Origin of the sequence: Burkholderia sp. AU38729, assembly GCF_020419725.1 — a bacterium.
Lineage (GTDB): Bacteria > Pseudomonadota > Gammaproteobacteria > Burkholderiales > Burkholderiaceae > Burkholderia.
The window spans coordinates 482073-495351 of the sequence record NZ_JAIZQO010000003.1; the positions used below are offsets into that span (position 1 = coordinate 482073).

12 protein-coding genes and 1 tRNA gene are annotated in these 13279 nt (G+C 66.6%); 10 read left to right on the top strand and 3 right to left on the bottom strand.

The features are described 5' to 3' along the window. The first annotated feature begins 46 nt into the window (after positions 1-46). Entirely contained in the window at positions 47-736 is a 690-nt protein-coding gene (gene lolA / locus LGM56_RS11090) for an outer membrane lipoprotein chaperone LolA (RefSeq protein WP_089424729.1), read from the top strand. Positions 737-914: 178 nt separating this feature from the next. Continuing rightward, positions 915-2225: a replication-associated recombination protein A gene (locus tag LGM56_RS11095; protein WP_046545133.1), complete on the top strand. Its 1311-nt coding sequence runs from the start codon at positions 915-917 to the stop codon at positions 2223-2225. A 43-nt stretch (positions 2226-2268) separates the two neighbouring features. On the opposite strand, the gene LGM56_RS11100 is transcribed toward LGM56_RS11095, so the two are convergent. Beyond that, a complete protein-coding gene (locus tag LGM56_RS11100; RefSeq protein WP_047850576.1) occupies positions 2269-2535 on the bottom strand; it encodes a DUF2164 domain-containing protein in 267 nt (88 codons plus the stop codon). Positions 2536-2798: 263 nt separating this feature from the next. On the opposite strand from LGM56_RS11100, the gene serS reads away from it, so the two are divergent. The 3 genes from serS (at position 2799) to LGM56_RS11115 (ending at position 6356) form a co-directional block, all read left to right on the top strand. After that, on the top strand, positions 2799-4100 hold the full coding sequence (gene serS / locus LGM56_RS11105; RefSeq protein ID WP_226204578.1) for a serine--tRNA ligase: 1302 nt from the start codon (positions 2799-2801) through the stop codon (positions 4098-4100). A 115-nt stretch (positions 4101-4215) separates the two neighbouring features. Next, positions 4216-4306 (top strand) — tRNA-Ser (locus tag LGM56_RS11110). Between the two features lie 514 nt (positions 4307-4820). Next, complete coding sequence (locus LGM56_RS11115) at positions 4821-6356, top strand: methyl-accepting chemotaxis protein (RefSeq protein ID WP_089494278.1); 1536 nt, start codon at positions 4821-4823, stop codon at positions 6354-6356. A 102-nt stretch (positions 6357-6458) separates the two neighbouring features. On the opposite strand, the gene LGM56_RS11120 is transcribed toward LGM56_RS11115, so the two are convergent. Further along, positions 6459-7619 (bottom strand): alkane 1-monooxygenase, encoded by a 1161-nt coding sequence (locus tag LGM56_RS11120; protein WP_089494279.1) that lies wholly within the window; start codon positions 7617-7619, stop codon positions 6459-6461. Between the two features lie 669 nt (positions 7620-8288). Here LGM56_RS11120 and LGM56_RS11125 point away from each other — a divergent pair. From LGM56_RS11125 to LGM56_RS11145, 5 genes are all read left to right on the top strand, one after another. Continuing rightward, a complete protein-coding gene (locus LGM56_RS11125; protein WP_174968547.1) occupies positions 8289-8801 on the top strand; it encodes a GNAT family N-acetyltransferase in 513 nt (170 codons plus the stop codon). 169 nt (positions 8802-8970) lie between these two features. After that, positions 8971-9756 (top strand): septum site-determining protein MinC, encoded by a 786-nt coding sequence (gene minC / locus LGM56_RS11130; protein WP_089472323.1) that lies wholly within the window; start codon positions 8971-8973, stop codon positions 9754-9756. A 59-nt stretch (positions 9757-9815) separates the two neighbouring features. After that, positions 9816-10631, top strand: a complete 816-nt coding sequence (minD, locus tag LGM56_RS11135; RefSeq protein WP_046545140.1) for a septum site-determining protein MinD — start codon at positions 9816-9818, stop codon at positions 10629-10631. 12 nt (positions 10632-10643) lie between these two features. Then, positions 10644-10898 carry a cell division topological specificity factor MinE gene (gene minE, locus LGM56_RS11140; protein WP_006476634.1) on the top strand — a complete coding sequence of 85 codons (255 nt, stop codon included), beginning with the start codon at positions 10644-10646 and terminating at the stop codon, positions 10896-10898. 160 nt (positions 10899-11058) lie between these two features. Beyond that, complete coding sequence (locus LGM56_RS11145; protein ID WP_089460559.1) at positions 11059-11460, top strand: YXWGXW repeat-containing protein; 402 nt, start codon at positions 11059-11061, stop codon at positions 11458-11460. A 116-nt stretch (positions 11461-11576) separates the two neighbouring features. Here LGM56_RS11145 and LGM56_RS11150 read toward each other — a convergent pair whose 3' ends face one another. Then, positions 11577-13127 (bottom strand): chloride channel protein, encoded by a 1551-nt coding sequence (locus tag LGM56_RS11150; RefSeq protein WP_226204582.1) that lies wholly within the window; start codon positions 13125-13127, stop codon positions 11577-11579. Positions 13128-13279: the final 152 nt, after the last annotated feature.

The following is a 13279-nucleotide window of genomic DNA, read 5'->3' on the forward strand; positions in this document are numbered from 1 at the left end:
GTCCGCGGCGTTCGCAGCGCCGGCCACCCAGGGAGAAAACCGCAATATGCAGCAACATTCGTTCGCAATGTCCCTTCGTTCGACGCGGCGCTGGCTCGGCGCGGCGCTCGCCGGCGCGTCGCTGATGCTCGCGGCGACGCACGCGTTCGCGGGCGGCACCGAGCAACTGAAGGCGTTCGTGTCGCAGGTGCGTTCGGCGAAGGGCGACTTCACGCAGCAGATCGTCAAGGCTCCGGCGAAGGGCGCGAGCGCTGCGCAGGCCGTGCCGAAGCCCACCGACAATTCGAGCGGCACGTTCGTGTTCGCGCGTCCGGGCAAGTTCATCTGGACGTACCAGAAGCCGTACCAGCAGGTGCTGCAGGCCGACGGCGACAAGCTCTACGTGTACGACCGCGACCTGAACCAGGTCACCGAGCGCAAGCTGAACGGCGCGCTGGGCGCGAGCCCTGCCGCGATCCTGTTCGGCAGCAACGATCTGGAGAAGAACTACACGCTGCGCGATGCCGGTGAAAAGGGCGGCATCGAGTGGCTCGAAATGCTGCCGAAGGCGCAGGACACGCAGTTCCAGCGGATCGGCATCGGCTTCAAGAACGGCACGCTCGCCGCGATGGAACTGCACGACGTGTTCGGCAACGTCACGCTGCTGACGTTCACGAACATCCAGACCAATCCGCCGCTGAAGGGCGATACGTTCAAGTTCGTCGTGCCGAAGGGCGCCGACGTGATTACCGGCTGACCGGCGTCCGCGCGCCGCTGTTTCACCGAAGGGCCTGCCGGCGACGGCAGGCCCTTGTTGTTTCTGGGCGCGGGCACCAGGCGCCGGGCACCGGGCGCGGCGGTGCTTTCGCGCGGCTGTCATAATGTCGGGTCGGCGGCCGGTTCGGCCGCCATTGTTTGATGTGGAGCGAGGGTTCATGTCCGACCTGTTTCAAGTCGAGCCGCGCCGCCCGCTCGCCGAGGCGCTGCGGCCGAAGACGCTCGCCGAGGTGATCGGCCAGACGCATTTGCTGGGCGAAGGCAAGCCGCTGCGGCTCGCGTTCGAATCGGGCAAGCCGCATTCGATGATCCTGTGGGGGCCGCCCGGCGTCGGCAAGACGACGCTCGCACGGCTCACCGCGCTCGCGTTCGACTGCGAGTTCATCGCGCTGTCGGCGGTGCTCGGCGGCGTGAAGGACATCCGCGAGTCGATGGAGCAGGCGAAGGACACGCTGAACCGCACCGGCCGCCACACGATCCTGTTCGTCGACGAGATCCACCGCTTCAACAAGGGGCAGCAGGACGCGTTGCTGCCGTTCGTCGAGTCGGGGCTCGTGACCTTCATCGGCGCGACGACCGAGAACCCGAGCTTCGAGGTCAACTCGGCGTTGCTGTCGCGTGCGCAGGTGTACGTGCTGAAGTCGCTGGACGACGACGAGATGCGCCAATTGCTGAAGCGCGCACAGGAAATCGCACTCGACGGCCTGTCGTTCGACGACAAGGCGGTCGATACGCTGGTCGGCTATGCGGACGGCGACGCGCGGCGCTTCCTGAACCTGCTCGAGCAGGCGCAGACGGCGGCCACGTCGGCCGGCACCGCGACGATCGACGCCGAATTCGTCAGCAGCGCGATGACGCTGAACGCACGGCGCTTCGACAAGGGCGGCGACAACTTCTACGACCAGATCTCGGCGCTGCACAAGTCGGTGCGCGGTTCGAGCCCGGACGGCGCGTTGTACTGGTTCTGCCGGATGATCGACGGCGGCGCGGATCCGAAGTATCTCGCGCGGCGGATCGTGCGGATGGCGTGGGAGGACATCGGCCTCGCCGATCCGCGCGCGCTGCAGATGGCGAACGACGCGGCCGAAACCTACGAGCGCCTCGGCTCGCCGGAAGGCGAGCTCGCGCTCGGGCAGGCGGTGATCTATCTCGCGTGCGCGGCGAAGAGCAACGCGGGCTACAACGCGTTCAACCAGGCGATGGCGTTCGTGAAACAGGACAAATCGCGCGAGGTGCCCGTGCATCTGCGCAACGCGCCGACCAAGCTGATGAAGGAGCTCGGCTACGGTCACGCCTACCGTTACGCGCACGACGAGCCGAATGCGTATGCGGCCGGCGAGACGTACCTGCCGGACGGGATGCGCGAGCCGCGCTGGTACAAGCCGGTGCCGCGCGGGCTCGAATCGAAGATCGCCGACAAGCTCGCGTGGCTGCGCGAACTCGACCGCGAGGCCGGCAAGAAGGACTGAGCGGGCACCGTCCGGCGCGGCCTGCGCCGGTGCCGCGAACGCGTCAGCGCTTGCGGGCCGGCTGCTTCTTCCAGTAGCCGAACGGCTCCTGATGGCACTCGATGTCGAGTTCGGTGACGCGGGCGTGCAGGCTCTGCTGCGCATCCGCGATCGCGAGGTTGTAGATCGCGGGCGCGATTTCCTCGACGAAGAAGTGCAGCAGGGCACCCGCCTGGATGTTGCCGATCGGCTCATCCATGTTTTCCGTGAAATAGCGTTGCAGCGACGCGATCGCGCGGTCGCGTACGTCCTTCTCCAGTTCGATGGCCATCGGGGTCCTTGAGTCGTTGTGACGGGGGGCGCGTGCCGCGTTCGATGCGTTGCGGCGGGCACGCCCGGGTGTTTCGCGAACCGCGGCGCGTCGATGCCGCGCGATTTCGCGGGCGCCGACGGGCGGACCGGCAATGCGATACTGCCATGGCCGTCGCGCCGCGGTCATCGCCCGTTTGCAGCATTGTCCGTCCGGCCAGTGCCGTGGCGGCCTCGCGGTGCGTTAGAATTCCCGTCTTACACAACGATTCTCCAAGTCCTCCCATGCTCGACATCCAGTTGCTGCGCAAAGACCTCGACGGCGTCGCCCAGCGCCTCGCCGATCGCGGCTACACCCTCGACATCGCCGCCTTCTCCGCGCTCGAAGCGGAACGCCGCGCGATCCAGACCCGCACCGAAGAGCTCCAGGCGCGCCGCAACAGCCTGTCGAAGCAGATCGGCGCGATGAAGGGGAAGGGCGAGGACACGTCGGCCGTGATGGCCGAGGTCGGCGGGATCGGTGATGAAATGAAGGCGGGAGAAGCCAAGCTCGGCGAGATCCAGGCGCGCCTGTCCGACCTGATGCTGGGCATGCCGAACGTCGCGCATGAAAGCGTGCCGGTCGGCAAGGACGAAGCCGACAACGTCGAGGTGCGCCGCTGGGGCACGCCGCGCCAGTTCGATTTCGAGGTGAAGGATCACGTCGACGTCGGCACGCCGCTCGGCCTCGATTTCGAGACCGGCGCGAAGCTCGCCGGCGCGCGCTTCACGATGCTGCGCGGCTCGATCGCACGCCTGCACCGCGCGCTCGCGCAGTTCATGATCGACACGCACACGCAGCAGCACGGCTATACCGAGACGTATACGCCGTACATCGTGAACCCCGAGATCCTGTATGGCACGGGCCAGCTGCCGAAGTTCGCGGACGACATGTTCCGCGTCGAGAAGGGCGGCGAGGACAACACGGTCACGCAATACCTGATCTCCACGTCGGAAATCTCGCTGACGAACACCGTGCGCGAGTCGATCGTCGACGCGTCCGCACTGCCGATCAAGCTGACCGCGCATTCCCCGTGCTTCCGCTCGGAAGCCGGTTCGTACGGACGCGACACGCGCGGCATGATCCGTCAGCACCAGTTCGACAAGGTCGAGATGGTGCAGGTCGTCGCGCCGGAAACGTCGTACGCCGCGCTCGACGAGATGGTCGGCCACGCGGAAGCGATCCTGCAGAAGCTCGGCCTGCCGTACCGCGTGATCACGCTGTGCACGGGCGACATGGGTTTCTCGGCCGCGAAGACGTTCGACCTCGAAGTGTGGCTGCCTGCGCAGAACACCTATCGCGAGATCTCGAGCTGCTCGAATACCGAAGCGTTCCAGGCGCGCCGGATGCAGGCGCGTTTCCGCAACGCGCAGGGCAAGCCGGAGCTCGTGCATACGCTGAACGGTTCGGGTCTCGCCGTCGGCCGTACGCTCGTCGCGGTGCTGGAGAACTACCAGAACGCGGACGGCTCGGTCACGGTGCCGGAAGCACTGCTTCCGTACATGGGCGGCATCGAGCGTATCGACGCGCCGGCACAGGCGTCGTAACGCGGCCTTCAAAGCCCTCGCAAAAAAAATTGCAGAAAGGGCTTGTCAGCTGCGAAGCGATCGTCTTATAATCTTTTTCTCGCGGAAACGACCAGCCGCGAGATGCAGCAAGGAAGGAGAGGTGGCAGAGTGGTCGAATGTACCTGACTCGAAATCAGGCGTACGGTTTCCCCGTACCGTGGGTTCGAATCCCACCCTCTCCGCCAAAATACGAAGCCCCTTGATCCGGAAGGATCAAGGGGTTTTTCGTTTTGGGCTCGCGGTGCGTGCGTCGAGTCGCAAGCCGTTGTAGTGGCAACAGCTCGACCTTCGGCAACTCGGATCGTGCGGATGCGGGGGCGCCCACCGCATGCATGATCGTGCCACGTCCTCGATACAGCCGCGCTGAATGGCAAACGCAGCATCGATCGTGCTGAATGCCGCGATGATCGTGCCGACGCCGACCCGAGGTGGCCGCTCCGCTACCTGTCCCACGTGATCGCGAGGATCGTACTCGGCGTGCCGTCGATCGTCGTCGTGCGCCGCTGGATGGCGGGCCCGCGCAGGGGCGCGACAATCGGGCCGCGCGCCACGCATCTCAGCGCACTGGCTGGCCACGATACGTGCGTCCGGCCTTTGCCGCTTTCCTCTGCTTTAAGCCCGCGCTTGCCGCGCCGTTAACACGGGGCGGCGGCCGGCGCTCGTGCCGGATCGCATCGTTCCCCGTCGATTCAAGGTTCCATGAAGCTGAGCTACAAGATTCCCCTCGCATTCGCCGTCGCGCTGCTGCTGATGTTCTGTGGCGCGCTGTACGGTATCCACATTCTCAATCGATCGATCGATACGTTCGCCGAAGACGTGCAGACGAACGTCGGCGACGAACGGCTCGTGTCGGCCACGCTCGTGCAGTTCAAGCTGCAGGTTCAGGAATGGAAGGACACGCTGTTGCGCGGCAAGCAGCCCGACAAGCTCGACAAGTATTGGCAGGCTTTCCAGACGCGCGAGCGGACGGTCGATACGCTCGCCGCGCAGCTCGTTCACCAGTTGCCGCCTGGCGAGAGCCGCTCGCTCGTCGAGCAGTTCATGCGCGCGCACACGGCGATGGGCGACGGCTACCGGCGCGGGTTCGACGCGTTCAAGGCGGCCGGCTTCGAGCCGTCGGCGGGCGATGCCGCGGTGGCGGGCGTGGACCGCGAGCCGGCGGCGCTGCTGGAGCGGGCCGCGAAGTCGATCGCCGACGAGAGTGCCGCGGTGTCGGCGCAGGCAAGCCGCGATGCGCAGCACGCCACGACCGCGAGCCTCGTGCTGATGCTGGTCGTGCTCGGCGTCGCGATGGTCGGCGCATTCCTGTTCAGCCGCGCGATCCTGCGTCCGCTCGACCGTGCGGTGGCGTGTGCGCAGGCCGTCGCCGAAGGCGACCTGACGCGCGACGTCGACGCGGCCGGCCGCGACGAGATCGCCGATCTGCTGCGCGCGTTGCAGACGATGCAGACGAGCCTGTCGGGCGTCGTGCTCGAAGTGCGTACGCATGCCGAAGCCGTCGCGACGGCGAGCGCCCAGATCGCGTCGGGCAATCACGACCTGTCGGCGCGGACCGAGGCGCAGGCCGCGTCGCTCGAGGAGACGGCCGCCAGCATGACCGAACTCACCGGCATCGTCCGCCAGTCGGCCGAGCACGCGCAGCACGCGGCGCAACTGGCGCACGATGCGTCGAACATCGCGGCGGCGGGCGGCGGCGTGATGACGGATGCCGTCGGCACGATGAACGGCATCGCCGACAGCTCCGCCAAGGTCGGCGAGATCATCGCGGTGATCGACGGCATCGCGTTCCAGACCAACATCCTCGCGCTGAACGCAGCGGTCGAGGCGGCTCGCGCGGGCGAACAGGGGCGCGGCTTCGCGGTCGTCGCAGCGGAGGTGCGCACGCTCGCGCAGCGCAGCGCCGCCGCGGCGAAGGAGATCAAGGGGCTCATCGAGCAGTCGACGAGGCGGGTCGACGAGGGCGCCGTGCTGATCGGCCGGGCGGGCGAATCGATTCACGAGATCGTCGGCGCGGTGCAGCGCGTCACGACGATCGTCGGCGAGATCTCGTCCGCGTCGCAGGAGCAGAGCGGCGGCATCCAGCAGGTGAACATCGCGGTGACGCAGATGGACGAAGCGACGCAGCGCAACGCGGCGCTCGTCGAGCAGGCCTCGGCCGCGACGCAGGCGCTGGCCGAGCAGGCGAGCGCGCTGCGGCATGCGGTGGCCGTGTTCAGGCTGCCGGAAATGGCGTGACGGCGGCCGCCGTCGCGCCGGTCTTCGATGGAACCGGGGCCGCCGCAGCGCCGGCTTTCAGCGGCGCACCTGCGCCGATCGACCGCGGCCCGTCCCCCGCGGTCACGCCGCGGCCGGATATTGCGCGAGCACGCGGGCGCGGATCGACGGCTTGATGTTCGATTGCGCCATGTTGCCACCATAGTGCGCGACGACGCGCGGATTCATCACGCGATACCAGAGCGGCGGCACGTACGCGAACAGGATCATCGTCGCGTAGCCTGCCGGCAGTTGCGGCGCATCGTCGAAGTGGCGCAGCGCCTGGTACGAGCGCGTCGGATTCGCGTGATGGTCGGCGTGCCGCTGCAACTGGTACAGGAACAGGTTGGTGACGACGTGATTGCTGTTCCACGAATGCTGCGGCGTGCAGCGTTCGTAGCGGCCGTTCGGCAGCTTGCGGCGGCCGAGCCCGTAATGCTCGACGTAGTTCACGACTTCGAGCAGCGACGCGCCGTAGACGGCCTGGATCACGAGAAACGGAATCACGACCTTGCCGGCCATCGCGATCGCGATGCCCCACACGACGACGGTCATCGCCCACGCGTGCAGCACCTCGTTGCGCCACGTCCACGGCGAATGCCCGAGCCGTTCGAGGCGGGCCTTCTCGAGCCGCCACGCCGAGCGGATACTGCCGGTCACGGTGCGCGGCAGGAAGGCCCAGAACGATTCGCCGTAGCGCGCGCTCGCCGGGTCCTCCGCCGTCGCGACGCGGACGTGGTGCCCGCGGTTGTGCTCGACATAGAAGTGGCCGTATGCGACCGGCGCGAGCGTGATCTTCGCGAGCCAGCGCTCGAAGCGGTTGGTCTTGTGCCCGAGTTCGTGCGCGGTATTGATCGAGATGCCCGTCGCGGCGCCGAGCGACAGCGCGAAGCCGACGTAGTCGTACCAGGCGAGCGCATGCGTGCCGACGATCCAGACGCACGCGAAGAACGCGACGTATTCGACGAGCGTCGCGAGATAGACGATCAACCGGTAGTAGCGCTCCCGTTCGAGGTGCGGCACGACGTCCTCGGGCGGGTTGTCGCGATCGTCGCCGATCAGCGTGTCGAGGATCGGGATCACGCCGAACGCGAACAGCGGGCCGAACCACCAGAACACGTGCAGGCCCGTCGACAGCGCGAGCTGGGCGGCGAGGATCGGCAGCGTGATCGTCAGCGCGCCGAGCAGCCACAGGTAACGCTTGCCATCCGACCAGCCCGAAGCCGATCCGTGGGTCATTGCCATTGTCTCCCTCCTGCCGGCCCGCCCGAGGGCGGCCGCCGGTACGGTTGTTCGAATTCTCGTGGGCCCGCGAAGCACGCGCGGTCGAGCCGGATCGTCACCCGGTTCTGCCTGTTATACGACCCATGCGCACGCTTGCCAAACTCCGGCACTAGGCGCGCGGCTCCAAACGGACGGGCGTGTGCGGCGCAGGCAGGGAAGGGCCCGCGCACGCTGATTGAAACATGCGGCGAACGCCGGATCGACCCGTACGGCCGAGCGGTTCGTCAGACGGATGGCGTGTCGTGACGCGTGCGGATGTCGGCGCCACGGGTCCGCAACAAATGTTGCAATGCAATATTGAGAGGACGGCAGGTGCTCGTGATATCTATTTCCGGGGTCGCCAATCTTACGGATCATTACGGCTTTCGCGTTGAAATCCACGGGGTCTGACGGGCAACTGCCGCATGTCGCAAGGCGAGTGCCGGCATGCGTCGAACGAGGCTGCCGCAACCGTCTTTCGGCGGCACGTGTCGGCATGGCGATGCTGCACCTGCACACGAACGGGCCGACTGGCCGCCGGCGGTGCGGGCTGCCTTTCGATTCGCGCTGTCATTTGAAAATAACGATTTGACTCATGCCCCGCTTTCGGTTGAAGCTAGTAGCTTGCTGTCCGAAGGGGGCTGTGCCTGCATGAGTTCGACCTTGACCGTTCGTCGTATCGTTGCCGACCAGGGCGGCGTGTATCGCGAACTCCGCGCCGCATCGCTGCGCGAGCCCTACGCGCCCGGCGAAGCGCCGGAGGCCGAATTGCTGAACGTCGAAACGGACGCGGCGTCGGCGATTGCCGCGCAGCGCGCCGTGTCCGACGAGTCGACGACTTTCCTGCTGTATACCGAAGGCCATCCGGCCGGCATGATCGGCGCGTATTTCGACAATACGCCCGATCGGCGCGCGTTCGTCAGCGAGCTGTGGGTGGCGCATGCGGTGCGTCATCTGCGCGGCGGCGTGCTGCTGCTGGAGACGGCCACCGCCTGGCTCGCCGAGCGCGGTGCCCAGGACGTCTACGCGTGGATTGCCGATGCGAACCGCAACGCGATCCGCTTCTACGAGCGGGCGGGGTTCGGCAATACCGGCGAACACGCGCCGATCGCACGGATGCCCGGCGCGATGAAATCGCTGTACGTATCGCAGATGAAGCACTGACGTGACGTCAGAACGCGGGCCGTTCGGCGCGATGAGGATCGGGGCGCCCGCTTGCCTGCCCGCCTGCCGGTTGCGCGCCCGCCCGGGCCGCCGCCACCCGGTTCCCCAAAAATAATGGCCGCGCGCGTGGACGCCTGTAAAATACGCAAAAAATTTTTGCAGAGTGTCCATGTCGCTTAAAAAATCGCCATTCTTCGAGCTGCGCAGCGGATCGGTCGATACGTTGCTGTTCACCGTGAAGACGACCGATCTCGATGCGTTGCGTACCGAACTGGTCAAGCGCTTCGAAGCGACTCCCGAGTTTTTCGCCGACGATGTCGTCGCGATCGACGTCCGCCGCCTGGCTGACGGCGAACGCGTCGCGCTCGCGGACATCCGCCAGATGCTGAACGACGTGCGGATGCGTCCGGTGGGCGTCGTCGCACTGGCAACGCAGGGCTGGGCGGGGGAAGCCGGCCTGCCGTTGCTGGAGGCGCGCGATCGCCGCGCGCCGGCCGCGAAACCTGCCGACGAAGCGGAACCGGCGGCAGTGCCAGCCGTCGAGCCCGCCACCGCTGCGGCAGCCGCAGCGGCGCCCGAACAGCCGTCGGAGCCCGCGCCGACGCCCGTGCAGGCCGGCGGCCAGACGCTCGTGATCGACCGGCCGTTGCGTTCGGGGCAGCAGATTTACGCGAAAGGAGACCTCGTGGTGCTCGCGCCGGTCAGTCACGGCGCGGAGATCATCGCGGAAGGCAATATCCACATCTACGCGCCGTTGCGCGGCCGCGCACTCGCGGGCGTGCACGGCAATCACGACGCGCGCATTTTCTGCACGTGTCTCGAGCCGGAACTGATTTCGATCGCGGGTATCTATCGAACAACCGAGAACCCGTTGCCCGCCGAAGTACTGGGCAAATCGGTGCAGATCCGGCTCGAAGAGGAAAAACTGATGATCGAACCGCTGCGCCTGACGTAAAACACGCGGAGCGCTCCGGATCGATCGGCTCTCATTGACGAACACAGGGTATTGGGTAAATGGCAAAAATCATCGTGGTGACCTCGGGCAAGGGCGGCGTGGGCAAGACGACGACGAGCGCGAGCTTTGCGTCCGGTCTCGCGCTGCGCGGCCACAAGACGGCCGTGATCGACTTCGACGTCGGCCTGCGCAACCTCGATCTCATCATGGGCTGCGAGCGCCGCGTGGTGTACGACCTCGTGAACGTGATCCAGGGCGAAGCGAACCTGAACCAGGCGCTGATCAAGGACAAGAAGTGCGAGAACCTGTTCATCCTGCCCGCGTCGCAGACGCGCGACAAGGATGCGCTCACGCGTGACGGCGTCGAGAAGGTGCTGAACGATCTGGTCGCGATGGACTTCGAATACATCGTCTGCGATTCGCCGGCCGGTATCGAGGCGGGCGCACTGCACGCGATGTACTTCGCGGACGAAGCGCTGATCGTCACGAACCCGGAAGTGTCGTCGGTGCGTGACTCGGATCGCATTCTCGGCATCCTGTCGTCGAAGACGAAGCGCGCGACCGAAGGCAAGGATCCGATCAAGGAACACCTGCTGATCACGCGCTACAGCCCGAAGCGCGTCAGCGAAGGCGAGATGCTGTCGCTCGAGGACATCAGCGAGATCCTGCGCATCAAGCTGATCGGCGTGGTGCCCGAGTCGGAAGCCGTGCTGCATGCATCGAACCAGGGTCTGCCGGCCGTCCATATCGACGGTACCGACGTGGCGGAAGCGTACAAGGACGTCGTCGCGCGTTTCCTCGGCGAAGACAAGCCGCTGCGCTTCACTGATTACCAGAAGCCGGGCCTGCTGCAGCGCCTCTTCGGCAGCAAGTAACGGAGGCCGCCCATGTCCATCCTTTCGTTTCTCCTCGGCGAGAAGAAAAAGTCCGCATCGGTCGCGAAGGAGCGCCTGCAGCTCATCATCGCGCACGAGCGCGTCGGCGGCCGGCCGCCGGCCGATTATCTGCCGGCGCTGCAGAAGGAGCTGGTCGCGGTCATCTCGAAGTACGTCCATATTTCGGACGATGACATCCGCGTGAGCCTCGAGCGCCAGGACGATCTCGAAGTCCTCGAAGTGAAGATCGAGATTCCGCAAGCCTGACCGTTGCGGGTATCCCTCCGCACGGCGGCACTCGCCGCCGTGCGCGTCTTACGCCCTGTTGCACTTTCGGGCATGCCGTAACACGGCGTCTGTCGGCCGTTACCGCGCCTCCCGCATTGAACGAATACGCTCGCGTAACTTGTTCAACCAGGAGGTTGTGATGGCTGTCTCTACCGTTCAACGTCGTATCGTTTCGCTCGCATTGCTTGCCGCGAGCCTGTCAGCCGTCGTCGCGCCGCTTGCCGCACACGCGGACGAGATTCTCGTCGGCACCCCCGTGATCGTGCCGCAGGGCCGCATGGTCGTCGCCGAGCCGGTCGCCGTGCGCACCGAGGAAGTCGTGATCGTCGCGCCGAACGCACCGCCGCCGGTGCGCTACGAGGTCGTGCCGGCCTCGCGCGTGGGCTACGTGTGGGATCGCGGGCACTGGCACTGGGAGCATGGCCGCTACGTGTGGATCGGCGGCCACTGGGAAGCCGAGCGCGTCGGCATGCAATGGGTGCCGGGCCACTGGGACCAGCGCGGTCCGAACTGGTTCTGGACTCGTGGCCACTGGGCGTGATGGAGGCGGACGATGAAACGAACCGCAATCGCCATCGCGCTCGTCGCGATCACGCTGGCCGGGTGCATCGTCGTGCCGGCGCGGCCCGTGTACTACCGGCCGGCGCCCGTCGTGATCTATTGAGCGTCGCGCGGGCCGGGCTGTGCCGGGGCGTGCGTCCCGGCTGCGGCCGGCTCGTCGTCGTGCAGCGCCGGTGCATGGGCTGCGTCCTCGGCCGGCGCGGTGGCGGGGGGCGCTTCGTCGCCCTTGCCGCCTTCGTCGCGCAGCGTGTCGAGCGGATCGGCGGGCGCCGCGGCCGCATCCTGCGGCTCGGTGATGCCGGTTGCCGCCGTCGCGCTCGCCGCAGCCGGTTCGGCGGCTGTGACGGGCGGCGCGAGATAGCGCAGCGCGAGCGTCTCGTAGAGCGGCGGCGCGAAGAAGCGCGACACGCGGCTCGACACCAGCGCGGTGGCCATCAGCGAAATCACGAGCGCGTGACCGTTGATCATCTCCATCACGATCACGAACGACGTGATCGGCGACTGCGTGACGGCCGCCATGTAGCCGACCATCGCGAGCGCGATCAGCATCGGCAGGCTCATGTTGCTGAACACGATATGCAACAGGTTGCCGAACCCGGCGCCGATTGACAGCGACGGCGCGAAGATCCCGCCCGGGATGCCCGGCAGGTACGACGCCACCATCGAAATCATCTTCAGGAACGGATAGAAAACCGACAGGTGCTGGCTGCCGTCGAGCAGGCCGCGCGCCTCGGCATAGCCGCTGCCGAAGGTCGTGCCGCCCGATACGAGGCCGACGACGGCGATTGCGAAGCCGCACAGTGCGGCGAACGTTATCGGCCGCTCGCGATACAGGCCCAGCAACTGCGCGGGCAGCCAGCGTCCCGTGTTGAGCAGCAGCCAGCAGAACACGCCGCCTGCGATCCCCGTGACGATCGCGGTGACCAGCACGGCGAGCGCGAGCAGTTTCGGGAAATGGGGGCCGGCATCGATCGTGCCGAAGTACGTGTAGTTGCCGTTCAGGCCGAGCGCGACGACGCCGGCGAGGATGATCGCGGTGATCAGCACGCCGCTCGCGCGCGCGGAGAAGCTGCGCGTCAGCTCCTCGATCGCGAACACGATCCCGGCGAGCGGCGTATTGAACGCGGCCGACAGCCCGGCCGCCGCGCCGGCGAGCACCAGTTGGCGTTCGATCTGCGCGTTCGAGCGCGGGTAGAAGCGTCGCAGGTTGAACATCAGCGCCGCGCCGACCTGTACGGTCGGCCCTTCGCGGCCGATCGTGAAGCCGCCCAGAATGCCGAGGAACGACACCAGCACCTTGCCGAACAGGATGCGCAGCGTCAGCAGCCGGGAGCCGAACGCGCTCGGGCGCGCATGCAGCGTCGCGATCACCTGCGGGATGCCGCTGCCCTCGGCGCCGCGGAAGAAGCGCCGCGTGATCCATACCGACAGCGCGGCGATGGCCGGCGTCAGCAGCAGCGGCAGCCACGCGGCGTGATCGCGCATCGTGCGGAAGGTTTCGTAACCCCAGTCGATCAGACGCGCGTAAAGTACGGCCGCGAGGCCGACGACGATCGCACCGAGCCAGAAAACGCCATACTGGCGCCAGATCCTCAGCGAACGACGGGTGAGGGCGGGAAACAGGGCGGGAAGAGCGGGGCGTGGCATCGGCGCGGGCCGGGAGGCAAAGATCGAATTATAAAAAGAACCGGATGCGGGCGGGGAGCGAGAATGTTCCTGAAAGGAGATGCATTTTGTTGCAAAAGTAATTTCACGTAATGTCTGCGCATGTAACCATCGTGAGCATGCCAAATTGACTG

Bases quoted from the DNA above. Each gene is read 5' to 3' on its own strand.
- lolA (WP_089424729.1), top strand. From the start codon at position 47: ATGCAGCAACATTCGTTCGCAATGTCCCTTCGTTCGACGCGGCGCTGG.
- LGM56_RS11095 (WP_046545133.1), top strand. From the start codon at position 915: ATGTCCGACCTGTTTCAAGTCGAGCCGCGCCGCCCGCTCGCCGAGGCG.
- LGM56_RS11100 (WP_047850576.1), bottom strand. From the start codon at position 2,535: ATGGCCATCGAACTGGAGAAGGACGTACGCGACCGCGCGATCGCGTCG.
- serS (WP_226204578.1), top strand. From the start codon at position 2,799: ATGCTCGACATCCAGTTGCTGCGCAAAGACCTCGACGGCGTCGCCCAG.
- LGM56_RS11115 (WP_089494278.1), top strand. From the start codon at position 4,821: ATGAAGCTGAGCTACAAGATTCCCCTCGCATTCGCCGTCGCGCTGCTG.
- LGM56_RS11120 (WP_089494279.1), bottom strand. From the start codon at position 7,619: ATGGCAATGACCCACGGATCGGCTTCGGGCTGGTCGGATGGCAAGCGT.
- LGM56_RS11125 (WP_174968547.1), top strand. From the start codon at position 8,289: ATGAGTTCGACCTTGACCGTTCGTCGTATCGTTGCCGACCAGGGCGGC.
- minC (WP_089472323.1), top strand. From the start codon at position 8,971: ATGTCGCTTAAAAAATCGCCATTCTTCGAGCTGCGCAGCGGATCGGTC.
- minD (WP_046545140.1), top strand. From the start codon at position 9,816: ATGGCAAAAATCATCGTGGTGACCTCGGGCAAGGGCGGCGTGGGCAAG.
- minE (WP_006476634.1), top strand. From the start codon at position 10,644: ATGTCCATCCTTTCGTTTCTCCTCGGCGAGAAGAAAAAGTCCGCATCG.
- LGM56_RS11145 (WP_089460559.1), top strand. From the start codon at position 11,059: ATGGCTGTCTCTACCGTTCAACGTCGTATCGTTTCGCTCGCATTGCTT.
- LGM56_RS11150 (WP_226204582.1), bottom strand. From the start codon at position 13,127: ATGCCACGCCCCGCTCTTCCCGCCCTGTTTCCCGCCCTCACCCGTCGT.